Origin of the sequence: Agrobacterium sp. V1 (assembly GCF_030518355.1) — a bacterium.
Lineage (GTDB): Bacteria > Pseudomonadota > Alphaproteobacteria > Rhizobiales > Rhizobiaceae > Agrobacterium > Agrobacterium cucumeris.
Map to the genome: position 1 here is coordinate 2,547,687 of NZ_JAULSF010000001.1, position 22,877 is coordinate 2,570,563.

The following is a 22,877-nucleotide window of genomic DNA, read 5'->3' on the forward strand; positions in this document are numbered from 1 at the left end:
ATATCCGATTCGACTGAAAAGGCAAAATCCGTAAATTGACGATGCTTTTTTACATTAAAGTGTGATTTTTGGAGGAATCCACGTCAAATGGGCTACAGAAATAATCCAAAACGCGAAAAACAGATCGAAAAAGCGCGCCAGCAGGCAATTGCCGAAAATGTCCAATTTCTTGATCCAGGTATTCTTTATGGAAGGGCAAGTGCCGACGATATAGAATATTATTCCGCCGAGATGCTGGCTGCGAGCGCGGCTCACAGTTTCCAGGCGCTTTCGCATTGGTCCGGAGAGACACCCCACATCAGCATTGCTCAGGTAGAAGGTGTTTCGCCGCGCGAGATTCCGGTAACGGTCCTGACCATTATCGGCCGCAACATGCCTTTCCTTTATGATTCTGTCATGGGTGAGGTCACCAGCACCTATCGCGGCCTTTACCTCGCAGTGCATCCCATCCTCGTGCGTGATGACGAGGCGCAGGCCGGTTACCGCCTTGCAGAACCCGAGGATGATCCCGCTGACAATATCAGCCTCATCCAGCTGCATATTGCGCCGCTGACACAGCAGGCCGCCGCAACGCTGGAAGAACGGCTGCGCTTTGTTCTCACACAGGTGCAATCCGCCTATCGTGACTGGCGGCCGATGCTGGCGAAGCTTGACGAGGCGCTGGACGAATTGTCCAAGCGCGGCTCCTCGCGGCGCAAGACCGAGCGTACGGAAGCAGTCGAATTCCTCAACTGGCTTCGCAATGACAATTTCACCTTCCTCGGCATGCGGGATTACACCTATTCCGGCAAGGGGAAGCACGCCAAGATCGAACGCGGTGACGGCGTCGGCCTGGGCAGCCTCAGCGATCCGGATGTGCGCGTGTTGCGCCTCGGCAAGAATGCCGTGACAACGACGCCTGAGATCCTTGCCTTCCTTGATGGCCCGGATTTCCTCATCGTCACCAAGGCCAATGTAAAATCGATCGTGCACCGCCGTGCCTATATGGATTACATCGGCATCAAGCGCTTTGACGAGGACGGCAACGTCATCGGCGAATTGCGCATCGTCGGCCTTTTCACGGCGACTGCCTATACACGTTCGGTCAAGCAGATCCCGCTGCTGCGCGCCAAGGTCGCGGATGTCGAGCGGCATTTCGGCTTCGATCCGAACAGCCACTCCGGCCGCATCCTGCAGAACACGCTGGAAGCCTATCCCCGTGATGATCTCTTCCAGATCGAGACGGATCTTCTGATCCGCTTCATCGAGCAGATCATGGAACTGAGCGACCGGCCGCGTGTACGCGTCCTCGCCCGTATCGACCGGTTCGACCGGTTCGTTTCGGCGATCATCTTCGTGCCGCGTGAGGAGTACAATTCTTATGTCCGCGAGAAGATCGGCGATTATCTGAGCAAGGTCTATGACGGGCATATTTCCGCTTATTATCCCGCCTTCCCGGAAGGCGCCGTTGCCCGCGTTCACTTCATCGTCGGCCGCACGGAAGGCAAGACGCCGCGCATCGCTCAGGACAGGCTGGAAGACGCCGTCAGCGATATTGCGGCACGCTGGATAGACCACCTCGTCACCCTGTCCGAACCCGGCGCACCGGTGCTGGAGGTCGATCAGGCCTATCAGGAAGCCTTCACGCCTGAAGAAGCGATCGGCGATATGCCGGACATTTTGGCTGCCGCCAATGGTGAGCCGGTCCGCATTGAATTCTACCAGCAGGATGGCCAGTCCGCCGACACGCTGTCGCTGAAGATTTTCCACCGCGACGGCCACCTGCCGCTTTCGCGCCGCGTGCCGCTGCTGGAAAATCTGGGCTTCAACGTCATCAGCGAACGTACCTTCGATATCGGGGTCGTTTCAGATGACGGAAAGCGCGACATCGTGCTGCACGACATGGAGCTATCCGTCGCGGCGGGCACGACACTCGACCTGCCGCATTACGGGCCGAAACTCGAGGAGGCCTTCCTTGCCGCCTTTTCGGCCAAGGTTGATAATGACAACTTCAATCGGCTGATCCTCGCCTGCGGCCTGTCCGTGCGCGAAGTCTCCGTTTTGCGCGCCTATGCACGCTATCTCCGTCAGACCGGCATTGTTTATTCGCAGGAGCATATCTCCGAAACGCTCTTCAAATATCCGGCCATTTCCCGCAATATTTTCGCGCTGTTCAAGGCTGGCTTCGACCCGTCTGTCGACGAAAAGAAGCGGCTGAAAAAACTCTCTGAAATACACAAGGCGATCGAAGCGGCATTGAGCGGCGTACCCAATCTCGATGAAGACCGCACGCTGAGGCGTTACGTCAACGCCATCGATGCGACGCTGCGCACCAACTACTTCCAGAAAAATGCCGACGGCACGCCAAGAGACCTCCTGGCGTTCAAGTTCGATCCGAAACACCTGGACGGCCTGCCTGATCCGCGTCCCTTCCGCGAAATCTTCGTTTACGGAACCGAGGTCGAAGGCGTGCATCTGCGCTTCGGCAAGGTTGCACGCGGCGGTCTGCGCTGGTCGGATCGCGGCCAGGATTACCGCACCGAAGTGCTCGGCCTCGTGAAGGCGCAGCAGGTCAAGAATGCGGTGATCGTGCCGGTTGGCGCCAAGGGCGGTTTCTTCCCGAAGAACCTTCCCGCCGGCGGCTCCCGCGATGAGGTCTTTAATGCCGGCCGCGAGGCCTACAAGACCTATATCCGCACCCTGCTCTCCATCACCGACAACATCGTCGATGACGCCATCATACCGCCTGCCGATACGCTGCGGCTCGACGGTGATGACCCCTATTTCGTCGTTGCTGCCGACAAGGGGACGGCGACATTCTCCGATACGGCAAACGGCCTTGCCCACGACGCCGGCTTCTGGCTGGACGATGCCTTCGCATCGGGCGGTTCCGCCGGTTATGACCACAAGAAAATGGGCATCACCGCACGCGGCGCATGGGAAACGGTAAAGCGCCATTTCCGTGAAATGGACACCGATATCCAGACCACGCCCTTCACCGTGGCGGGTGTTGGCGACATGTCCGGCGACGTCTTCGGCAATGGCATGCTGCTGTCGGAAAAGATCAGGCTCGTCGCCGCCTTCGATCACCGCGACATCTTCATCGATCCGGACCCCGATACCGACAGGTCCTTTGCAGAGCGCAAGCGGCTTTTCGAACTGCCGCGCTCCAGCTGGCAGGATTATGACCGCTCGGCCCTCTCCGGCGGTGCGATGATCATCTCGCGTTCCGAAAAATCCGTGACGCTGACGCCGGAAGCCGTGGCTGCCATCGGCATCGACAAATCCGTCGCCACGCCCTTCGAGATCATGACCGCCATTCTGAAGGCGCCGACCGATCTCCTCTGGTTCGGCGGCATCGGCACCTATATCAAGGCGGCGGTGGAAACCAATGCCGAGGTGGGTGACAGGGCGAACGACCCGATCCGCGTCAACGCCACCGAACTGCGCGCCAAGGTCATCGGCGAAGGCGCCAATCTGGGCATCACCCAGAAGGGCCGCATTGCCTATGCGCTTTCGGGCGGGCGTTGCAACTCCGATGCCATCGACAACTCGGCCGGGGTGAACTCCTCCGACGTCGAGGTCAACATCAAGATCGCGCTCGCCTCCGCCGTCAATAGCGGTCGCCTGACGATGCCGAAGCGCAATCAGCTTCTTGCCTCCATGACGCCGGAAGTGGCGCAGCTGGTGCTGCGCAACAACTACCTGCAGTCACTGGCGATCTCGCTGACGGAACGGCTGGGGCTCGCAAACCGCGAAGAACTTGGCCGCCTGATGGGTGCACTGGAGGCGACGGGGCAGCTGAACCGCAAGGTCGAAACCCTGCCTGATAATGCCGAGTTCAGCGAAAGATATGCCTCTGGCAAGCCGCTGACCCGGCCGGAAATCGGTGTGCTTCTGTCTTATGCCAAGCTGACGCTGTTCGACGCACTGGTGGCGAGCCCGCTGCCGGATGAGCCTTATCTCCAGCATCTGCTCGTCGACTATTTCCCGGCCAAGATGCAGAAGAACTATGCCGACGATATCAAGGCGCATCGCCTGCACCGCGAGATCGTTGCAACCGCGCTCGCGAACGCCGTGGTCAACCGTGGCGGCCCGGGCTTCGTGCAGAAACTTGGCGATGCAAGCGGTCTTCTTGCACCTGACGTCGTCAAGGCGGCCGTCATCGTCGAAGATGGTTTCGGCCTCAAACGTCTGTGGAGTGAGGTCGACGCGCTTGATGGCAAGATCGGTGGGCAAGTCCAGAACGGGCTCTATGCCACCATCACCCGCATCTTCTCCGATGCAAGCAGGCTTTACCTGCAGACCCGAAGCGCAGGCGCTGCAACAGGCGACATGGCGACCGAGATCGAGCGACTGAAAACCGCCATCAAGACGCTGTCGCCGGCAGCGGCTAAATATCGTCGCGAGCTTGGCGTCACGGAAATCGACGGCGTTCCGGCCGCCCTTCTGGAAGAGCTGGATACGCTTTCCCTGCTGGTCTATGTGCCCGAGATCATGCGTATCGCCGAAAGTGCGGGCACGACGCTTGCCCGCGCCGCCGAAAGCTATGCCACCGTTTCATCGACCTTCCGTGTGGCACGCTTGCTGGATGCCAGCCAGCGCATCGCACCGGTCGATCATTACGAGAGCCTGGCTCTTCTGCGCAGCCAGGACCAGATCTCTTCCTCCAGACGCCGGATCGTCATCTCTGCGCTGACGGAATATGCAAAGGAGAAAGATCCGGTTCAGGCCTGGTATGCCGCCGACCGCGTGCGGGTGAACCGCATCGTCTCCGAGCTGGGCGCGCTCAGTGAAAGCGGTGATACCAACCTTGCCCGCCTGACCGTGGCGGCGGGGTTGCTTGGCGATATCGTTCAGGCACGCTGATCGGCACTCTTAAAAACGCCATCCGGGTTATCGACCCGGATGGCGAAAAAACAAGCGAATGACCGGCATCCCGCACTCTATCTTCCCGATTATCCGATAGGACGATGAATGACTGTCCCCTCCCAAAACGCGGAAACAGTGGTTGCCAAACGCGGCATCTGGGGCTGGGTCATGTTCGACTGGGCGGCGCAGCCGTTTTTCACCGTCGTCACCACATTCGTTTTCGGGCCTTATTTCGTCGCCCGTCTTACCGATGATCCGATTGCCGCGCAGGCGACATGGAGCAACATGGCGACGGTCTCCTCGATCATCATCGCCCTCTTCTCACCCATCCTCGGCTCCATCGCTGATCAATCCGGCGCGCGCAAACCGTGGATCGCCTTTTTTGCCATCATCAAGATCGTCAGCCTGTTTTTCCTCTGGTTTGCAGCGCCGGGCTCACCGCTTATCCTGCCGATCATCTGCATGATCCTTGCCTCCATCGCGGCGGAGTTTTCGATTGTCTTCAACGATTCCATGATGCCGCGACTGACCAATCCGCAAAATGTCGGCCGCATCTCCAATCTCGCCTGGGGACTGGGTTATCTAGGCGGCATGGTGGTGCTGATTGCGGTGGTGACGCTTCTGGCCGCAAGCCCACAGACCGGGCTGACCATCGCCGGCATCAAGCCGCTTTTCGGTCTCGACCCGGCAACCGGTGAGGACGCCAGAATAACCGGCCCGCTCGCCGCGCTCTGGTACCTCATCTTCATTCTGCCGATGTTTCTGTTGACCCCGGACGCCGAAAAAGGCCTGCCTTTCAAGGCAGCAATCCGTTCGGGGCTGGGGGAACTGAAGATCACGCTCCGCGAGCTGCGCTACCGCCCCGTGCTTTTGCGGTTCCTGATCGCGCGCATGCTTTATCAGGATGGCGTCAATGGCGTTCTCATACTGGGCGGAGCATTTGCTGCCGGCATGTTTGGCTGGGCGACGATGGAAATCGGCCTCTTCGGCATCCTCCTCAACGTCGTCGCCATCGCGGGCTGTTTTGCCGCCGGACGGGTCGATCAGAAACTCGGCTCGCGCATCACCATTCTTATTAGTCTGGCGCTTTTGCTGCTCGCCACGCTCGGCATCGTCTCCACGGAAAAGGGCTCGACCCTGTTTGGCTGGATACAATTATCCACGGCGGACAATGGCGGCATCTTCGCGACAGGCGCGGAAAAAGCCTATCTGCTCTATGGCATTTTGATCGGCCTTGCCTTCGGCCCCGTCCAGGCATCCTCCCGCTCTTATCTCGCCCGCAATATCACTGTTGCAGAAGCGGGCCGTTATTTCGGCATCTATGCGCTTTCCGGACGCGCCACGAGTTTCATGGCGACGCTGTCATTTTCCATAGCAACCTACATAAGCGGTTCAGCCCATATCGGCATGGCCACGCTTATCTTGTTCCTGGGAGCTGGATTTCTGCTGTTGCTGCGCGTGCCGGAAAGAACGGCAGGCTGAAACTTCGACGCAGCAGCCGATGCGGTTGATCAAACCCGGCATCGGCCCGCACAGAACAGGATCAGAGCTGATCGAGTTTTTGCTGCAATGCGCGCAGCTGCGCCTTCAGCTCGTCGATTTCGGACGCGTTCGGCTTGCGGGTTTCCTTCGGCGCCTGCGGCATTGCGAAAGGCGTAAAACCCTGCATCGCCTGCCGGAACAGTTCCGTATTGCGGCGGATCTGCTCTTCCATCATTTGCAGCGGCGCCTGAAAATTGCGGGCAAGCGAGCCGTCGCCGAACGCCTTGGCCATATGCTCCTGCATCTGGCTCTGCTGGTCCGAGAATGTCTTCATCGAATGTTCGAGAAATGTCGGCACGACCATCTGCATCTGGTCGCCATAATAGGAGATCAACTGCCGCAGAAACGCCGTCGGCAGCAACGTATTGCCGGTTTTGGCCTCCTGTTCGACGATGATCTGCGTCAGAACCGCATGGGTGATGTCTTCGGACGACTTGGCGTCCTGAACCTTGAAGTCCTCACCGCGCTTGACCATCTGCGCGAGATCATCGAGCGTCACATAGGTGCTCGTGCCGGTATTATAGAGCCGCCGGTTGGCGTATTTTTTAATGATTGTTTCGCCGTCGTGTTTCGCCATGCCCGCCTCCTCGCGATGATGGTATTTTCTTTTTTTTGGTCTTGGTGCTCTTCCCGGCGCAAAGTGTATGCGCAAAACGAGCCCTCTGACAAATGTTTTGTGCATCGCAACAGTTTGTTTTTTGCGCAGCAATTTTTCGCAAGATTCCCGGGTGATTTAGCAACATCTTTTAAAGCAACTTTCGGCATTTGACTTGTATTGAAAGCTTTGCCAGTCTCCGCCCGCATGTGAGGAGAATAGAGATGACCCTGCCTTCAATCGTGATTGCCAGCGCCGCGCGCACCGCCGTCGGTTCCTTCAATGGCCACTTCGCCAACACACCCGCCCATGAGCTGGGAGCAACCGTCATCAACGCCGTGCTGGAGCGCGCGGGTGTTGCGGCAAACGAAGTCGATGAAGTCATTCTCGGTCAGGTGCTGACGGCAGGCGAAGGGCAGAACCCCGCGCGGCAGGCGGCCATGAAGGCCGGCATTCCGCAGGAGGCGACCGCCTTCGGTCTCAACCAGCTCTGCGGCTCCGGCCTGCGCGCCGTCGCCCTCGGCATGCAGCAGATCGTTACCGGCGACGCGGCCATCATCATTGCCGGCGGTCAGGAATCCATGTCCATGGCGCCCCATTGCGCGCATTTGCGCGGCGGCGTGAAAATGGGTGATTTCAAGATGATCGACACCATGCTGAAAGACGGCCTGACCGATGCCTTCTATGGCTATCACATGGGCATCACTGCCGAGAACATCGCCCGCCAATGGCAACTTTCCCGCGATGAACAGGATCAATTTGCTGTCGCATCGCAAAACAAGGCTGAAGCCGCACAGAATGCCGGCCGTTTTGCCGATGAAATCGTCGCCTTCACGGTCAAAGGCCGCAAGGCTGATATCATCATCGATGCAGACGAACATATCCGCGCCGGCGCTTCGCTGGAAACCATGGCGAAGCTTCGCCCTGCCTTCGACAAGGAAGGCACTGTGACAGCAGGCAATGCCTCCGGCCTGAATGACGGCGCAGCCGCCACACTTTTGATGTCGGAACAGGAAGCGGCAAAACGCGGCATCAAGCCGCTGGCGCGCATCGCCTCCTGGGCAACGGCGGGTGTTGATCCGCAGATCATGGGCACCGGCCCCATTCCCGCCTCCCGCAAGGCGCTGGCCAAGGCCGGCTGGTCGATCAATGATATCGGCCTTGTCGAAGCCAACGAAGCCTTTGCCGCCCAATCCTGTGCGGTCGTGCGCGAGTTGGGCCTCGATCCTGATATCGTCAACGTCAATGGCGGTGCAATCGCCATCGGCCATCCGATCGGTGCTTCCGGCGCGCGTGTCCTCAACACCCTCATTTACGAGATGCGCCGCCGCAACGTGTCCAAGGGCCTTGCGACACTCTGCATCGGTGGTGGCATGGGTGTTGCCATGTGCATTGAGGCGCTCTGAAACGGCTGTGCGGCTTTCCAAAAATCAATTCCTGTTCGGCGAACAATAGGGTAGAAGCGGCCTCCCATTGGCCGTATTTCTGTGGCCGTTGAGCACGGCAAAAGCAGTTCAGGACATGGAGGCCGATATGAGCCGGGTTGCGTTGATTTCCGGCGGGACAAGCGGCATAGGCGCCGCGATTGCCCGCGCCTTGCAGGCGGCCGGCTACCGGGTCGCCGTCAATTACGCCTTCACGACCGACAGGGCTGAAGCCTTTCAGAAAGAAACCGGCATCCCTGCTTTTCAGTGGGACGTTCGCGACTACGACGCCTGCGTCGACGGCATTGCAAAGGTGGAAGAGACCTTCGGCCCCGTCGAGGTTCTCGTCAACAACGCCGGCATCACCCGCGATGCGATGTTTCACAAGATGTCGCCGCAACAATGGCGCGAGGTGATCGACACCAACCTCACCGGCGTCTTCAACATGACGCACCCCGTCTGGCCGGGTATGCGCGATCGCGGTTTCGGCCGCATCGTCAATATTTCCTCGATCAACGGTCAGAAGGGTCAGGCGGGGCAAGCCAACTATTCCGCTTCCAAGGCGGGCGATATCGGCTTCACCAAGGCGCTCGCCCAGGAAGGCGCCAGCCGCAACATCACCGTCAACGCCATCTGCCCCGGCTATATCGGTACCGAGATGGTGAGAGCGATACCGGAAAAAGTGCTTGCCGAACGGATCGTCCCGCAAATTCCGGTCGGGCGGCTGGGCGAACCGGAAGAAATCGCCCGCTGCGTCCTGTTTCTGGTTTCCGACGAGGCCGGCTTCATCACTGGCTCCACCATGACGGCCAATGGCGGGCAATATTTCGCCTGAGATCGGCCACCCTTCACTTTGGCGACACCCAAGTCAGTAAACTTTTCGTGATAATTACTTCCGTAATTTTGCCGCGCACAAAAACTTGAGCACGAAAGACTAGAAAGTGTCACTCGCTAAACCAATGAAAATACGACAGTTTTTGTATAGTTTAGAATGAGTCTAGAAATTCCGCTCCGATTCAAAAGGAGGTTTTTCTTGACATTTGGTGTCCTGTTTTGGTTTAAGAACGAAAACAACGTGTTGCGTCATACAGGCAGTCCATCATGCTGGTTTGCAGCTGCAATTACATCACCGATCACGATATCCGGGACGTCATCAACGAACTCCTCGACGAGGACTGTTGGCAGTTGATCGTTCCCGCCAAAGTGTATCACGCCATGGAAAAACGTGGCCGCTGTTGCGGCTGTTTCCCGACCGTTGTCGATCTGATCATCAAGACCACCGAAGAATATCACGCCCGTCGCCACTCGACTGAGGCCGATGTTTTTGATTTTATGTCCCGCCTGAAGCGATTCCATGAAGAGAACAGGAGAGCGGACATTGAAAGGCGACAAAAAAGTCATCGAGCGGCTTAACGAGGCCCTTTTTCTCGAACTCGGTGCAGTGAACCAGTATTGGCTTCATTACCGGCTGCTGAACGACTGGGGCTACACAAAGCTCGCAAAGAAGGAGCGCGCTGAATCCATCGAAGAGATGCAGCACGCCGACAAGATCATCGATCGTATCATCTTCCTTGAAGGCCATCCCAACCTTCAGACGCTGGCTCCGCTGCGCATCGGCCAGAACGTCAAGGAAGTGCTGGAAGCCGACCTGGCGGGCGAATACGACGCACGCACCTCCTACAAGAAGTCGCGTGACATCTGTTCCGAGGCCGGAGACTACGTCTCCATGAAGCTGTTTGAAGCCCTGCTGATCGACGAAGAAGGCCATATCGACTTCCTCGAAACCCAGCTTGATCTGCTCGGCAAGATCGGCGTGGAAAAATATGGTCAGCTCAACGCCGATTCCGCCAACGAAGCGGAATAAGCTTTCGACACTGGACAAGGAAAAGGCGGCCCATGGCCGCCTTTTTATTTATCTGCCGGAGAGGTGCCGGAACTCTGCCACCACCTGCTCGTAGACCGCGCGCTTGAACGGTACGATCAATTCCGGAAGGCTCTCCATCGGCTTCCAGCCCCAGGCATCAAATTCGGCCGTGTGGCCCGTCGGCGGCGGGTCGATCTGGATTTCACTTTCATCGCCTTCGAAACGGAAAGCGAACCAGCGCTGCGCCTGCCCACGATATTTGCCCCTTAAACCGATACCGATCAGTTCGGGCGGCAGATCGTAGTTGATCCAGTCACTCGCTTCCGCAAGCAGAGTCACCGTCTTCATTCCGGTCTCTTCATAAAGTTCACGAATGGCGGCCGTCAAAGGCCGCTCGCCATCATCGATGCCGCCCTGCGGCATCTGCCACAATTGCGGTGAGCCGTCATATTCAGAATTGCCTTCACTGATGCGCCGGCCGGCCCAGACAAGGCCTTCGGCGTTGAGAACCATTATTCCCGCGCAGGGGCGGTAAGGCAAATCTTCTGCTTTGATTGTCATGGGAAACCCGCATTGCTGAGCGCCGCAAAAGCGCATGAAATGGCCGCGCAGAAGGTTTACTGCCCCGCCGGCTGCGAAACAAGCGCAGAAATGCCAACGATCTCGATACCCCGCCCGCCCGCTTCCCGCGACCATTTGGAGATGGCGGCAATGCTTTCGTCGAAAGCCGAAGCGACACCGATCGCCTGGCCGTTGCGGCGCGCAATTCGCTCAAGCTCATCCAGCTTGCGCAGGATGGCGCTTTCAGTCACTTCGCCATCGAGCAGAACATCGGCAAAACCCTGCGGGGCGGAGATCGCCTTGGCAATCCCGCCGCTCAACGACTGTGCCGATGAAGCATCATCCAGAAACAGCAGCCCGCGCTTGCCGATATCGCGCATCACCGGCTCCAGCGCCGCCTGTTCCGCGAGGAAACGCCCGCCAAGATAGTTCATGATGCCAGTATAATTTGTGATTTTCGCCATGGAGCGATGCAGCCGGTCGATGTTGACCTTCGCAGGATCGCCGGCCAGCAGCGTGTCCGGCCCTGGGTTGGTGCCGGGATAACCGAAAGGCTCCAGCGGTATCTGCAGAAGGATTTCATGGCCCTCTCGGCGCCCTTCCTGCATCCAGCGCTGCAGGCTGTTGCCGCTTGCGGCAAAACCAAGCGTCACCTCCGGCGGGAGATCCCGGATCGCCTTTTGCGAACCCGTCTGGCTGAGGCCAAGGCCGCCGACGACAATTGCCACCCGGGTGCCACGGGCGCCCGACCAGGGCCGCGCATATTGCTCCATCGGCCGCAGGCCATCGGCGCCAACGACCGGCAGCGGTCCGAAAGCGGACTCTTCCAGCAACTCTTCATTGGGACGAGCGGCCATGCGCGGGTCCTGACCATAGGTCTGGCCACTCATCAGCACCGGCCCATTGCCATCGCGGGGTCTCGGAGAATAGACCGATACGACATTGCCGTCCGGCATGGTTTCCCTGTTGATATTGGCGCCAGAGCGACCGCTTTCCGGTTTCAGGCCGGCCGTCTCAGCAGAACCGGCCCCATCGGTAACCGCCGTTTCAGGCGCGCTGTGGGGCGGCTGTGGCTGAACATCCGGCCCGGGGCCTGTCTTCTGCAGGTTGCCTGGCGAGAGCGCGGTATAGACGGAGAGCCCGCCGATTGAGAAAACCGCAAGCACGGACAAAACCATAATGACGGAAAAGCGCCGGTTGATACCGACGCTTTTTTTCTGACGACCCAGAAGCGGTTTTCGCAGGTCCGAAGGCAATGAACGGTCCGTCCAAACGGTCAAAGCATGTCACGCAGAAAACTATGCGGCAGTTTGCGAGGATGACATGCGAAAAAACAGGGACTTAAAGCAAAGGCAGCGCATCTGGAAATCGCGACCCGCTCTAAGCAATCGAAAAAATGCGCCGGCTGGCCGGCGCATCTATCTTACTGCTTGTTGACTACAGCCTTGTCCGGGTTCGGCGGGAAAGACGGATCAGTCTTGCTGCCGCGCAACAGATCCAGCGCATAGTTGAGCTGGATATCGTCCTTGGCTTCCGGCGGAACATAGGCGGAAGAGCCCGAACCTTCATCCGTTTCGCTCTGGCCCTTGATGTGACCGGAAAGACCGGATTCACCTTCGGTGGTCACCTTGCCCTGCAATTCCGGCGGCAACGGCTGTTCCACCTTGATATCGGGTTCGATGCCCGTGCCCTGGATGGATTTGCCCGACGGCGTGTAATAAAGCGCCGTGGTCAGACGCAGCGCACCGGCATCGCCAAGCGGAATGATCGTCTGGACCGAACCCTTACCGAAGGAGCGCGTACCGACAACGGTAGCACGACGCAGATCCTGCAGGGCGCCGGCAACGATTTCCGAGGCCGAAGCCGAACCGCCGTTGACGAGCACGATCACCGGCTTGCCGTCGGTCAGATCGCCTGCCGTCGCATTGAAGCGGCGGGTCTCATCCGGATTGCGGCCGCGAGTCGAAACGACTTCGCCACGCTCAAGGAAAGCGTCGGAGACATTGATCGCCTGATCGAGCAGACCGCCCGGGTTGAGGCGCAGGTCAAGCACGTAACCCTTCAGCTTGTCGGCCGGCACATCCGCCTTGATCTTCTTGATCGCCTTTTCGAGATCATCATAGGTCTTCTCGGTAAAGGAGATGACACGCAGATAACCGACATTGTCACCCTCAACGCGGGACTTGACCGCACGAACGGCAATGATGTCACGCACAACGGTGATTTCAAGCGGCTTGTCAGCGCCCTGGCGGATGACCGTCAGCTTGATCGGCGTCTTGACCGCACCGCGCATCTTTTCAACAGCCTGCTCCAGCTTGAGGCCGCGAACCGGTGTACCGTCAATTTCCGAAATGAAGTCGCCAGCAAGAATACCCGCGCGGGAAGCCGGCGTATCATCCATTGGCGAGATGACCTTGACCAGTTCGTTTTCCATGGTCACTTCGATGCCGAGACCGCCGAACTCACCCTTGGTCTGGGTGCGCATGTCGGTGGCATCCTTGGCATTCATGAAGCTGGAATGCGGATCGAGCGAGCTGAGCATGCCGTTAATGGCATTTTCCACCAGCTTCTCGTCATCCGGCGGCGTCACATATTGTGCGCGCACGCGCTCGAACACGTCGCCGAATATCGACAACTCCTTGTAGGTCGAAGGCCCGGCCGCCTGTGCCGGCATGCTCGCCGAATAAATCACGCTCATCGCCGTGGCGCCCATAAGCCCACCGATAAGGAGAAGCGAAACCTTACGAATCATTGTGCGCCCTTCCGGTATTTTTTGCGGTCCACCAAGGTTGGGAATCAACCGGCACACCATCTTTCCTGAACTCAATGTAAAGCGTTGGCCTGTCGGTTTCCAGCGCCAATGCTGCTGCACTCGCTACTCTTTTTGCACCCATGGAGGCGATGGGCTCTCCGGAGAACACGAACATTCCCTGCCGTGTCCTCACATTGTCCATGCCCGTCATCACCACATGATATCCATCACCCGTGTTGAGGATGATCATCCGGCCGTAACTGCGAAAATCTCCGGCAAACACCACAAATCCGTCTGCAGGCGCCGTTACGATGGCTTCGGGTCCGCTCGCAACGACAATTCCCTTGGAAAAATGGCCAGTACCGTCAGCATCACCAAAGCGCCTGAGCACCTCGCCCGCGACCGGAACCTCCAGTTTTCCCTTCAAACTCGCGAAGGGATATGCGGGCGCAATGCGGTTTTTATCAGGCATTCCAGCCGCAGCCGCAGCGCGCTCCTTTTCGCGTTCGGCTTCCGAAAGACGTGCCACGCGCTGCTCTTCAGCCCGCGCTTTTTCCATGGCTTCCCGTACTGACGTAATCTCGCCTTCAAGCGAACTGACCAGACCTTCAAGACTGGTCGCTTTGCTTGCCAGTTCCTCGGATCGTTTGCGTTCCGCCTCAAGCTCTGCCGCCGTCTGGGTGTTCTTGCGCTCATTTTCGGCAATCAGCAGGTCGAGGCGTTTTTCCTCTTCCAGACTTGCCGTCATCATACCCGTAAGATCGTCCTTTTCGCGAGCGATTGCCTGCCTGAGATCAGTCAATTCTTTGAGAGCGGACACCAGCTTGTCGGTTTCACCACGAATGCCCGGAACGACGGCACCGAGAAGAATAGCACTACGCACGGAAGCAAGTGCATCCTCCGGCGAAACGAGAAGGGCAGGCGGCGGGTTTCTGCCCATGCGCTGCAATGCGGCCAGAACTTCCGCCAGCACGCCGCGCCTTTCACGTAACGACGCTTTCACACCGTCTTCGCGAACGGAAAGCTTGGCGAGGCGATCCTCACCGTCACTGATCTTGGTTTCCAGGGCCTTGCGCCGCGCCGCAGATGCGATCAGCTCTTCCCGGATGCGGGCGCTGTCCTGATTGAGGGAAGCGATGCTTTCCTCAAGATTGCGGGTCTTGTCCTCCGAAAGGCCGATGCTGTCGACCAGTTCCTCCAGATCCTGGCGGTTCTGGTCACGGCGCTTCTCCAGTGTCTGCAATTCGTCCGGCGATGAATCGCCATTCTCGGCCGGAACCGCGCCCGCCTCGTCCCGCGAATAGGCTGGACCGGCCCCCATGACGAAAGCAGCAATAACCGCGCCCGCAAGGGCAGCGCGCTGTTTTCGTTGAGACCTTTTGTCCATTTGATCTTTCTTTGATGCCGAAGCAGAGGCGCTGATACTAGAGATTTTGCTGCGATCTTCCAAGGGGCCTGAAAGAGGGCAACGGCAAAGCCATCTGCGCCTTTTCGTGTCGCGGAGCTTCATGTTGAAATTGAGACGAGTTTTATACCCTAAACCCGCTCAAACCCGATGATACGGGTGACCGGAAAGGATTGTGACGGCGCGGTAAAGCTGTTCGGCGATCAAAATACGAACGATCTGATGTGGCCATGTGAGCTTGCCGAGATTGAGAACGGCCGCCGCCCTGTCGTAAAGCGCGGGATCGAGACCGTCAGCGCCGCCAATGGCAATGATGAGGTCCCGCTTGCCGCTATCGCGCAGGTCGCCAAAAAACGTGGCAAATGCAGGACTATCCAGCGCCTTGCCGCGCTCGTCGAGCAGCACCAGCACTGCACCGTCGGCCAGGTGTTTTTCAAGCATCGCCGCTTCTTCGCGCTTGCGCGTCTCCGCATTCGACGCCCGACTTTCCGCGACCTCGATCACCCGCGAAAACTCCAGCCCGATTGCCGGGCCGGTCTTCGCGAGGCGTTCGATATAACGGGTCGCAAGATCCTTTTCAGGGCCGGTTTTAAGCCGTCCCACCGCAAAAATCGAAATCCGCATCGCAAACCTGTAACTGTCGTGACAAACAGGGTCACGCTCTTAACAGCATGGAATGCGGATTCCTATGCGGCCGGTTCGATTTCCGGCCAGAGGTATCGTGCCGAAGGCAGAGATGACTTTCGGCAAACACGATGCACTCGATCAAAGGCTCACCGCATCAATGCAGCGTTTCTTCCGACATTTCCGGCGTCGCCCACATTTTTTCAATGTTGTAGAAGGCGCGGATTTCCGGACGGAACACATGAACGATGACATCGCCGGCATCAATCAGTACCCAGTCGCCGGTCTCCAGACCTTCGACGCGGGCGTTGCCGAACCCCTCATCCTTCATATCCTTGAGAAGATGCTCGCAAATCGCCGAAACGTGCCTGTTCGATCGCCCGGAGACTACGACCATGTAGTCAGCAAGCGCCGATTTTCCGGCAATGTTGAGAGATACGATATCTTCAGCCTTGGAGTCCTCGAGGCTCGCGAGGACGGTTTCGAGGGCATGATCGGCGGCATCGTCGCCACTGTCCTGGCCCTTCGGGATAGCAACAAATGCTTTTCCCTTGCTGTGTACTGTTGTCAGAGGTTTTCCCTTTCCAAGAATGACAAAACAGATACTGGGCGACGCGATTCTCTGCGTCACCTTATAAAGGTGGCATCAAAGCATTAACTTTTCAAGATATGGAGCCTTCAACGACCGCCGCATACATCATTTGTGATTATTGCGCAGCGCCGTGGAACTGAGCGTCGAACGCGGACCATGGATGAAGACCCAGGCGGGCGCCCGCTTTTTCCATAAAACCCCCGCATCATCCTCGTCTATCCGCGCCTGGCTGAAGGCCTGCGCCATGGTGGAGGAGAGGTAAGACAGGGTGGAGCCGGGCCGGTCGATCACGGCAATAGGAAAAGTCTCGGCAATCGTGCGCCACTTCTGCCAGCGATGAAAGCTTTTCAGATTGTCGGCGCCCATGATCCAGATGAAGCGAACATGCGGATTTCTCGCCTTCACCTTGGCAAGCGTATTGGCCGTATAGCTGATGCCCAGCGATTTTTCGAATGCCGTCACCTTGATACGCGGATCGCTCACGAGTTTTTCGCAGGCAGCTATACGGTCTTCAAGGGACGCCAGTTCGGAGCGGCTTTTCAGCGGATTACCCGGCGTGACCATCCACCAGAGCTGGTCGAGACCCAGCCGACGCAGTGCGATCTCGGCCACCAGCGCATGGCCGGCATGCGGCGGATTAAAAGAGCCGCCGAACAGCCCGACAACCATGCCGCGCTCCGCATGCGGCATGGTGAGATAACGTCGGTCCAGGCGCTTCTCAGTCGGCAAATATCAGGTCCGTGTCTGGCCGGTGCCATGCACACGGTATTTGAACGAAGTGAGCTGCTCGACGCCGACGGGGCCGCGCGCATGCATCTTTCCGGTGGCTATGCCGATTTCCGCACCCATGCCGAATTCACCGCCATCGGCAAATTGCGTCGATGCATTATGCAGCAGAATGGCCGAATCGAGTTCATTGAAGAAACGTTCGACCACGTAAGGGTCCTCAGCGATCACCGCCTCGGTATGGTTGGAGGAATAGGTGCCGATATGATCGATCGCACCCGAAATACCGTCCACCACGGCAACCGAAATGATCGCATCGAGATATTCGGTGCGCCAGTCCTCTTCCGTCGCGGCCTTCAGACCCTCGACCACATGACGGACCGCCTGCGAACCGCGCACTTCGCAACCGGCTGCGATCAAGTCATTGACGAGCGGCGCCAGATGCGTGGAAACAGCGGCGGCATCCACCAGCAGGGTTTCGGCCGCACCACAAATGCCGGTGCGGCGCATCTTGGCGTTGACGACGATACGCTTTGCCATAGCAAGATCGGCTGAGGCATCGACATAGATATGGCAAATGCCTTCCAGATGCGCAAAAACCGGCACCCGCGCTTCCGATTGCACCCGGGCAACCAGGCTTTTGCCACCGCGCGGCACAATCACATCGACCGTGCCGCTCAATCCACCCAAAAGCGCGCCGACGGCGGCGCGGTCCGTCACCGGCACCAGCTGGATGGCATGTTCGGGCAGACCGGCAATCTTCAAACCTTCCACAAGGCAGGCATGGATAGCACGCGATGAATGTTGTGAATCCGATCCGCCGCGCAGGATGACGGCACTACCGGCCTTGAGGCAGAGCGCGCCGGCATCCGCCGTCACATTGGGGCGGCTTTCGTAGATAACACCGATGACGCCGAGCGGCGTACGCACGCGCTCGATCTTCAGCCCATTAGGGCGATCCCAGGCGGCGATGACCTCGCCGACCGGATCGGCCAGCGCAGCAACCGAGCGAATGCCTTCGGCAATGCCGGCGATCCGCGCCTCGTTGAGGGTAAGCCTGTCGATAAAGGAAGCGGCAAGCCCGGCAGTGTCCGCAGCCGCCAGATCTTTCTTGTTGGCGGCAAGGATCACATCCCTCGACGCCTCTATGGCGGATGCCATGGCAAGAAGCGCGCGGTTCTTCTGATCCGTCCCTGCGATGGACAACGGTCGCGAAGCAGCTTTTGCCTGAGCGCCGATGGTCATCATCAACGCGTCAATATCATGGCTCTGCTTCACGGCCTGTTCAGGCATGGACCTCATCCTTTTTTGCATGTTTCACTTTGACGGCAGCGCCGGTCATCACAAGATCGTCGCGATGGATCATCGCCGCACGGCCGACATAACCGAGGATGGCCTCGATCTCGTTGGACTTGTGGCCGATGATGAGACGCGCCTCTTCCGCATCATAACCCGCAAGACCGCGCGCAACCTCCCGGCCTTCGACACCGATAATGGCGATTGCATCGCCGCGACCGAAATTGCCCTTCACCACCCTTACGCCTGCGGGAAGCAGGCTCTTGCCGGCATAAAGGGCTTTTTCCGCACCGGCATCCACATGGATTTCGCCGGCCGGCTGCAATTGTCCGGCAATCCAGGTCTTGCGCGCCGTCACCGGCGTACCCGATGGCGCAAACCATGAGGAACGAGCGCCGTTTTCGATCGCCTTCAGCGGGTTGAGCGTCTTGCCGGAGGCGATGATCATTCCGCACCCGGCAGCGGTCGCGATCTTGCCCGCATCGATCTTGGTGCGCATGCCGCCGCGCGAAAGCTCGGAAGCCGCACCACCCGCCATGGCCTCGATTTCGGGGGTGATGTCTGCAATCGTCTCGAGAAATTGCGCATCCGGATCGAGATGCGGCGGAGCGGTATAAAGCCCGTCAATGTCCGACAGCAGCACCAGCAGATCCGCACCCGTCATGGTCGCCACACGTGCGGCCAGACGGTCATTGTCGCCATAACGGATTTCGGTGGTCGCCACGGTATCATTTTCATTGATGATCGGAATGGCGCCGATCTTCAGCAACTGGTTGATGGTGGCGCGTGCATTGAGATAACGGCGGCGCTCTTCGGTATCGGAGAGCGTCAGCAAAATCTGACCCGCGACGATCTCATGCCGCGACAGGCTTTCCGACCATGCCCGCGCCAGTGCGATCTGGCCGACAGCCGCCGCTGCCTGGCTCTCTTCAAGCTTCAACGCACCGGAGGGCAGGCCGAGAACGGTGCGGCCAAGCGCGATGGCGCCGGAAGACACGACCTGAACATCTGCGCCGTTTTTCTTGAGCGCAGCAATGTCCTCGCAGATCGCGTCCAGCCAGTCTTTCTTGAGGCCGGTTTTACGGTCCACCAGAAGCGCCGACCCGATCTTGATGACGATCCGGTGGTGGCTCGCCAGCGGCTTGCGCGTCAGGCTCATAGGCGATCGTCCTCTTCCTCGACCTCGCTCTCATGCGGCATCGACCGGTCTGGAAGGGCGGTATCGCCGCCATTGCTTGCCGAAACGATGATATCGCGCAGGGCGCGCAGCGCTTCCGTCATGCCGATATGCGCGGCAGCCGACAGAAGAAGCGGCGGACGACCGCAGGCCTTTTCCAGTTCCTTGGCCTTTTTCTTCAGTTCTTTCTCATCAAGCACGTCGATCTGTGACAGCGCCACGATTTCCGGCTTGTCGGTCAACCCACCACCATAGGCATCCAGCTCGGCCTTGACGGTTTTATAGGCCTTTCCGACCTTTTCTTCCTGTGCGGAGACGAGGTGCAGAAGCACTCGGGTACGCTCCACGTGGCCGAGGAACCGGTCGCCGATGCCGACGCCCTCATGCGCACCTTCGATCAGGCCCGGAATATCAGCCAGTACGAATTCACGACCATCGATGGTCGCCACGCCAAGATTCGGATGAAGAGTGGTGAAGGGATAATTGGCGATCTTCGGACGCGCGCGCGTCACCGTCGCAAGAAATGTGGATTTACCCGCGTTTGGCAGACCGACGAGACCAGCGTCCGCAATCAGCTTAAGCCGCAGCCAGATTGTCTTTTCTTCGCCGGCCAGACCCGGATTGGCATGGGTAGGCGCCTGATTGGTAGACGACTTGAAGTAGGCATTGCCGAAACCGCCATTGCCGCCGGCGGCAAGACGAAAACGCTGACCTTCCTTGGTGAGGTCCATGATCAGCGTTTCGTTGTCTTCTTCGAAAATCTGGGTGCCGACAGGCACTTTCAGCACCACGTCCGAACCCTTGGCGCCGGTGCGGGTCTTGCCCATGCCGTGCTGTCCGATCGAGGCCTTGAAATGCTGCTGGAAACGGAAATCGATCAGCGTGTTGAGACCGTTGACCACTTCGACCCAGACGTCGCCGCCGCGTCCGCCGTCACCGCCATCAGGGCCGCCGAATTCGATGAATTTTTCACGCCGGAAGGAAACGGCGCCAGCACCACCATCACCGGACTTGATATAGACTTTTGCTTCATCGAGAAATTTCATCGGACTGCCGTTCTATCGGTTTGCGGACGCAACAATCATGGCATTGCGTCAAACAAAAATATCGTCGTTTCGAATACAAGCGCTTCGTCACGAGGTCAAAGACTATCGTGCGGCAAGCCCCTGCGTGAGACAAGGCCGGTTTGGGGTAAACCGGCCTTGTTTTGATTGTCAGCGGTGCGGCCGGATGAAATCCTCTGCCGTGATCATCGTATCGATATGCGCCACCATCGCGGCCCGCGCCGTGGCGTAGATCTGGTGGCAACCGGTCACCCGGAAGCCGAGTTTTTCCTGCACACGCAGCGAAGCGGGGTTATCCGCAAACACGCCGGAATGAAGGATCATCCCGGGCATGCGCCGGAAAAACCGCTCGACCACGGCAGCAACCGCCTCGGTCATGTAACCCTTGCCCCAGTAGAAGCGGTTCAGCCAGTAGCCGAGATGCCACTCGCCATGCCGCAACTCCACCGAGACGATGCCAATCAGGGTATCGTCACCGCTGGTGATGGCGAAATCCCAGTCGGGCAGCGTGCCGGAGGTACGCAGCACCAACCATTCCAGCGCATCCTGCTTGTGGTAGGGCGCGGGAACGCGCGCCAGCATCTTCGTCACGGCGAAATCGCCAAGCGATTCCGCAATGCTGCCGGCATCGGAAAGTCGCTGCGGCCGCAACACCAGTCGCTGCGTCTCGATGACGGGGCAGGGGCCGGGCGGCGCCGCGGTGGTGGCAGCCCGACGACGGGTCAGTTCGAGCGCACTCATCCCATGTCCCCCCAGCTCTTCAGCGAAACCCAGGTCTTGCGGTCCAGCCTGTACCATTCGACCGGCACCATGCCGCCAAGCGCCAGCGAGCCGACCATGCCGGACCCCTGGAACTGGAAACCGCACTTCTGGATGACGCGGCGCGACGCGATGTTGGTGACCCGGCAACGGGCATCGATCTGGTCGATTTCGCGCGTGCGGAAGGCCATGTCGATCAGCGCATGCGCCGCTTCCGTCATATAGCCGCGGTTCCAGTAGGGTTCCCCCAGCCAGTAACCGATCTCCAGCGTCTTTTCGTCTTCCTGGGGTTCGAGCGCGCAGCAGCCCAGAAACTCGCCGTTGTCCATGCGGGTAATCGCATAGACGCACTTGCCAATCTCGCCAACTTTGGAGCGTCGCACAAAATCCGCGGCGTCTTTGGCCGTGTAAGGGTGCGGCATACGCGACACCATGGTCGCGATATTGGCATTGTTGGCAAGATGGGCAAGGGCGTCGATGTCTTCTTCGTGAGGCTTGCGTAAAACCAGCCTCTGCGACAGTAAAACGGGGCAATCGCTCCTCGACCGATCGGGCCTCGGCCGTTCCTCGGGTGACCGTGATTGGTCGACCCTTAACAATTCAGCTTGCATGGTTCAGTCCCTCCATGAGGTTAAAGAAAAAGGGGAGTTGGGTGGTGCCCCATCTCCCCTGTTTTCTTGACTGAACCTGATACGTCTCAGCCGGGTCGATGGGACACCGGCTGCATATGACGCTTACCGGCTTATTCTGCGGCTTCCGCTTTCGGAGCCACGGATACGAACACGCGGCCATTGGCCTTCGTGCGGAAGTTTACATTGCCAGCGGTCAGCGCAAAAATCGTGTGGTCCTTGCCGATGCCGACGTTGGCGCCCGGATGCCACTGCGTGCCACGCTGGCGCAGAATAATGTTGCCTGGAATGACGGCTTCGCCGCCGAACTTCTTTACGCCAAGGCGCTTGGATTCAGAATCGCGACCGTTACGCGAGGAACCGCCAGCTTTTTTGTGTGCCATTGGAGTTCTCCTTTAAACCTTGTTTCCCGTGTCGCGCCGATCAGGCAGCAACGATGTCCGTGATGCGGACGACAGTGTGATGCTGACGATGGCCGCGCGAACGCTTGGAGTTCTGACGACGACGCTTCTTGAAGGCGATAACCTTCTTGCCGCGATTGTGCTCGACAACTTCAGCCTTGACGATGGCACCCTTGACGAAGGGAGCACCGAACTTGGCGTCGGCGCCTTCGCCAACAACGAGAACTTCGGTGAATTCTACAGTTGCGCCTGCCTCTGCTTCCAGCTTTTCGATGGTCAGCACGGCGTCGGCCGCTACGCGGTACTGCTTACCGCCGGTCTTGATGACTGCGAACATTTTTTATCCTTTCATGTTCGTTCCGGCTCTGCCCGCCAAAGCAAGCTCGCCGTCTTTTTATCAGTCGGAATTTGGTAGAAACCCGTCGGGACAGAACGTCCCTTTGAATGTCTGCCGGTGAAGCCGCCTTTGAGGGCGGAATAAACAGAAGGCGCACTACGCCATCAATTTGGGTGCCGATTACGCGAGACGCCGGTTTATGTCAAGATGACGACGGCTTGAAAAGTAACTGTAACGCCAAGAATTTCATGCTTTTTCGGCGGGTGAAGCAGTCAGGT

Annotated in this window: 21 protein-coding genes; 6 read left to right on the forward strand and 15 right to left on the reverse strand. The window is 58.6% G+C overall.

From position 1 onward, the window contains the following. Positions 1-87: 87 nt before the first annotated feature. Positions 88-4,848 carry an NAD-glutamate dehydrogenase gene (locus QSV77_RS12250; RefSeq protein WP_302733657.1) on the forward strand — a complete coding sequence of 1,587 codons (4,761 nt, stop codon included), beginning with the start codon at positions 88-90 and terminating at the stop codon, positions 4,846-4,848. Between the two features lie 108 nt (positions 4,849-4,956). Further along, positions 4,957-6,333: an MFS transporter gene (locus tag QSV77_RS12255; RefSeq protein ID WP_302733658.1), complete on the forward strand. Its 1,377-nt coding sequence runs from the start codon at positions 4,957-4,959 to the stop codon at positions 6,331-6,333. 61 nt (positions 6,334-6,394) lie between these two features. On the opposite strand, the gene phaR is transcribed toward QSV77_RS12255, so the two are convergent. Next, a complete protein-coding gene (gene phaR, locus QSV77_RS12260; protein WP_003520279.1) occupies positions 6,395-6,970 on the reverse strand; it encodes a polyhydroxyalkanoate synthesis repressor PhaR in 576 nt (191 codons plus the stop codon). Positions 6,971-7,212: 242 nt separating this feature from the next. Between phaR and QSV77_RS12265 the strand changes: the two genes are divergently transcribed. From QSV77_RS12265 to bfr, 4 genes are all read left to right on the forward strand, one after another. Further along, positions 7,213-8,394, forward strand: coding sequence for an acetyl-CoA C-acetyltransferase (locus tag QSV77_RS12265; protein ID WP_269700962.1), 1,182 nt, complete (start codon positions 7,213-7,215; stop codon positions 8,392-8,394). Between the two features lie 127 nt (positions 8,395-8,521). Then, entirely contained in the window at positions 8,522-9,247 is a 726-nt protein-coding gene (phbB, locus tag QSV77_RS12270; protein WP_269700960.1) for an acetoacetyl-CoA reductase, read from the forward strand. Between the two features lie 266 nt (positions 9,248-9,513). Next, positions 9,514-9,825: a bacterioferritin-associated ferredoxin gene (locus QSV77_RS12275; RefSeq protein WP_080600126.1), complete on the forward strand. Its 312-nt coding sequence runs from the start codon at positions 9,514-9,516 to the stop codon at positions 9,823-9,825. Further along, the gene (bfr, locus tag QSV77_RS12280; protein WP_046799648.1) at positions 9,791-10,276 is read left to right on the forward strand and encodes a bacterioferritin; all 486 of its coding nucleotides are present in this window, start codon (positions 9,791-9,793) and stop codon (positions 10,274-10,276) included. The genes QSV77_RS12275 and bfr overlap by 35 nt, the downstream gene beginning before the upstream one ends. Positions 10,277-10,324: 48 nt before the next feature. On the opposite strand, the gene QSV77_RS12285 is transcribed toward bfr, so the two are convergent. The 14 genes from QSV77_RS12285 to rplU form a co-directional block, all read right to left on the reverse strand. Next, the gene (locus QSV77_RS12285; RefSeq protein ID WP_302733660.1) at positions 10,325-10,837 is read right to left on the reverse strand and encodes an RNA pyrophosphohydrolase; all 513 of its coding nucleotides are present in this window, start codon (positions 10,835-10,837) and stop codon (positions 10,325-10,327) included. Between the two features lie 56 nt (positions 10,838-10,893). Continuing rightward, positions 10,894-12,093: a divergent polysaccharide deacetylase family protein gene (locus QSV77_RS12290; RefSeq protein WP_142842177.1), complete on the reverse strand. Its 1,200-nt coding sequence runs from the start codon at positions 12,091-12,093 to the stop codon at positions 10,894-10,896. A gap of 167 nt (positions 12,094-12,260) precedes the next feature. Continuing rightward, on the reverse strand, positions 12,261-13,589 hold the full coding sequence (locus QSV77_RS12295) for a S41 family peptidase (protein WP_302733661.1): 1,329 nt from the start codon (positions 13,587-13,589) through the stop codon (positions 12,261-12,263). Further along, positions 13,579-14,976, reverse strand: a complete 1,398-nt coding sequence (locus QSV77_RS12300; RefSeq protein WP_271362578.1) for a murein hydrolase activator EnvC — start codon at positions 14,974-14,976, stop codon at positions 13,579-13,581. Before QSV77_RS12300 ends, QSV77_RS12295 begins: the two co-directional genes overlap by 11 nt. A 159-nt stretch (positions 14,977-15,135) precedes the next feature. Next, positions 15,136-15,618, reverse strand: coding sequence for a 23S rRNA (pseudouridine(1915)-N(3))-methyltransferase RlmH (rlmH, locus tag QSV77_RS12305; protein WP_142842174.1), 483 nt, complete (start codon positions 15,616-15,618; stop codon positions 15,136-15,138). A 157-nt stretch (positions 15,619-15,775) separates the two neighbouring features. Continuing rightward, positions 15,776-16,249 (reverse strand): ribosome silencing factor, encoded by a 474-nt coding sequence (gene rsfS / locus QSV77_RS12310; protein WP_302733662.1) that lies wholly within the window; start codon positions 16,247-16,249, stop codon positions 15,776-15,778. A 66-nt stretch (positions 16,250-16,315) separates the two neighbouring features. Then, positions 16,316-16,939, reverse strand: coding sequence for a nicotinate-nucleotide adenylyltransferase (locus QSV77_RS12315; protein ID WP_269700946.1), 624 nt, complete (start codon positions 16,937-16,939; stop codon positions 16,316-16,318). A 3-nt stretch (positions 16,940-16,942) separates the two neighbouring features. After that, positions 16,943-18,229 (reverse strand): glutamate-5-semialdehyde dehydrogenase, encoded by a 1,287-nt coding sequence (locus QSV77_RS12320; RefSeq protein ID WP_302733663.1) that lies wholly within the window; start codon positions 18,227-18,229, stop codon positions 16,943-16,945. Further along, entirely contained in the window at positions 18,222-19,391 is a 1,170-nt protein-coding gene (proB, locus tag QSV77_RS12325) for a glutamate 5-kinase (RefSeq protein ID WP_271362580.1), read from the reverse strand. Before proB ends, QSV77_RS12320 begins: the two co-directional genes overlap by 8 nt. Beyond that, positions 19,388-20,455: a GTPase ObgE gene (gene obgE / locus QSV77_RS12330; RefSeq protein WP_006310970.1), complete on the reverse strand. Its 1,068-nt coding sequence runs from the start codon at positions 20,453-20,455 to the stop codon at positions 19,388-19,390. The genes proB and obgE overlap by 4 nt, the downstream gene beginning before the upstream one ends. A 168-nt stretch (positions 20,456-20,623) precedes the next feature. Beyond that, entirely contained in the window at positions 20,624-21,214 is a 591-nt protein-coding gene (locus QSV77_RS12335; RefSeq protein ID WP_302733664.1) for a GNAT family N-acetyltransferase, read from the reverse strand. Continuing rightward, entirely contained in the window at positions 21,211-21,843 is a 633-nt protein-coding gene (locus QSV77_RS12340; RefSeq protein WP_302733665.1) for a GNAT family N-acetyltransferase, read from the reverse strand. The genes QSV77_RS12335 and QSV77_RS12340 overlap by 4 nt, the downstream gene beginning before the upstream one ends. Before the next feature lie 131 nt (positions 21,844-21,974). After that, complete coding sequence (gene rpmA, locus QSV77_RS12345; RefSeq protein ID WP_003492686.1) at positions 21,975-22,244, reverse strand: 50S ribosomal protein L27; 270 nt, start codon at positions 22,242-22,244, stop codon at positions 21,975-21,977. A 40-nt stretch (positions 22,245-22,284) separates the two neighbouring features. Further along, positions 22,285-22,599: a 50S ribosomal protein L21 gene (gene rplU, locus QSV77_RS12350; protein ID WP_003492690.1), complete on the reverse strand. Its 315-nt coding sequence runs from the start codon at positions 22,597-22,599 to the stop codon at positions 22,285-22,287. Positions 22,600-22,877: the final 278 nt, after the last annotated feature.

Excerpts from the sequence above, each read along its gene's own strand:
- QSV77_RS12300 (WP_271362578.1), bottom strand. The coding sequence starts at position 14,976 with ATGGACAAAAGGTCTCAACGAAAACAGCGCGCTGCCCTTGCGGGCGCG.
- QSV77_RS12275 (WP_080600126.1), top strand. The coding sequence starts at position 9,514 with ATGCTGGTTTGCAGCTGCAATTACATCACCGATCACGATATCCGGGAC.
- QSV77_RS12320 (WP_302733663.1), bottom strand. The coding sequence starts at position 18,229 with ATGCCTGAACAGGCCGTGAAGCAGAGCCATGATATTGACGCGTTGATG.
- phaR (WP_003520279.1), bottom strand. The coding sequence starts at position 6,970 with ATGGCGAAACACGACGGCGAAACAATCATTAAAAAATACGCCAACCGG.
- QSV77_RS12335 (WP_302733664.1), bottom strand. The coding sequence starts at position 21,214 with ATGAGTGCGCTCGAACTGACCCGTCGTCGGGCTGCCACCACCGCGGCG.
- QSV77_RS12250 (WP_302733657.1), top strand. The coding sequence starts at position 88 with ATGGGCTACAGAAATAATCCAAAACGCGAAAAACAGATCGAAAAAGCG.
- phbB (WP_269700960.1), top strand. The coding sequence starts at position 8,522 with ATGAGCCGGGTTGCGTTGATTTCCGGCGGGACAAGCGGCATAGGCGCC.
- QSV77_RS12295 (WP_302733661.1), bottom strand. The coding sequence starts at position 13,589 with ATGATTCGTAAGGTTTCGCTTCTCCTTATCGGTGGGCTTATGGGCGCC.
- rpmA (WP_003492686.1), bottom strand. The coding sequence starts at position 22,244 with ATGGCACACAAAAAAGCTGGCGGTTCCTCGCGTAACGGTCGCGATTCT.
- rlmH (WP_142842174.1), bottom strand. The coding sequence starts at position 15,618 with ATGCGGATTTCGATTTTTGCGGTGGGACGGCTTAAAACCGGCCCTGAA.
- QSV77_RS12285 (WP_302733660.1), bottom strand. The coding sequence starts at position 10,837 with ATGACAATCAAAGCAGAAGATTTGCCTTACCGCCCCTGCGCGGGAATA.
- rplU (WP_003492690.1), bottom strand. The coding sequence starts at position 22,599 with ATGTTCGCAGTCATCAAGACCGGCGGTAAGCAGTACCGCGTAGCGGCC.
- QSV77_RS12255 (WP_302733658.1), top strand. The coding sequence starts at position 4,957 with ATGACTGTCCCCTCCCAAAACGCGGAAACAGTGGTTGCCAAACGCGGC.
- proB (WP_271362580.1), bottom strand. The coding sequence starts at position 19,391 with ATGAGCCTGACGCGCAAGCCGCTGGCGAGCCACCACCGGATCGTCATC.
- obgE (WP_006310970.1), bottom strand. The coding sequence starts at position 20,455 with ATGAAATTTCTCGATGAAGCAAAAGTCTATATCAAGTCCGGTGATGGT.
- QSV77_RS12340 (WP_302733665.1), bottom strand. The coding sequence starts at position 21,843 with ATGCAAGCTGAATTGTTAAGGGTCGACCAATCACGGTCACCCGAGGAA.
- QSV77_RS12265 (WP_269700962.1), top strand. The coding sequence starts at position 7,213 with ATGACCCTGCCTTCAATCGTGATTGCCAGCGCCGCGCGCACCGCCGTC.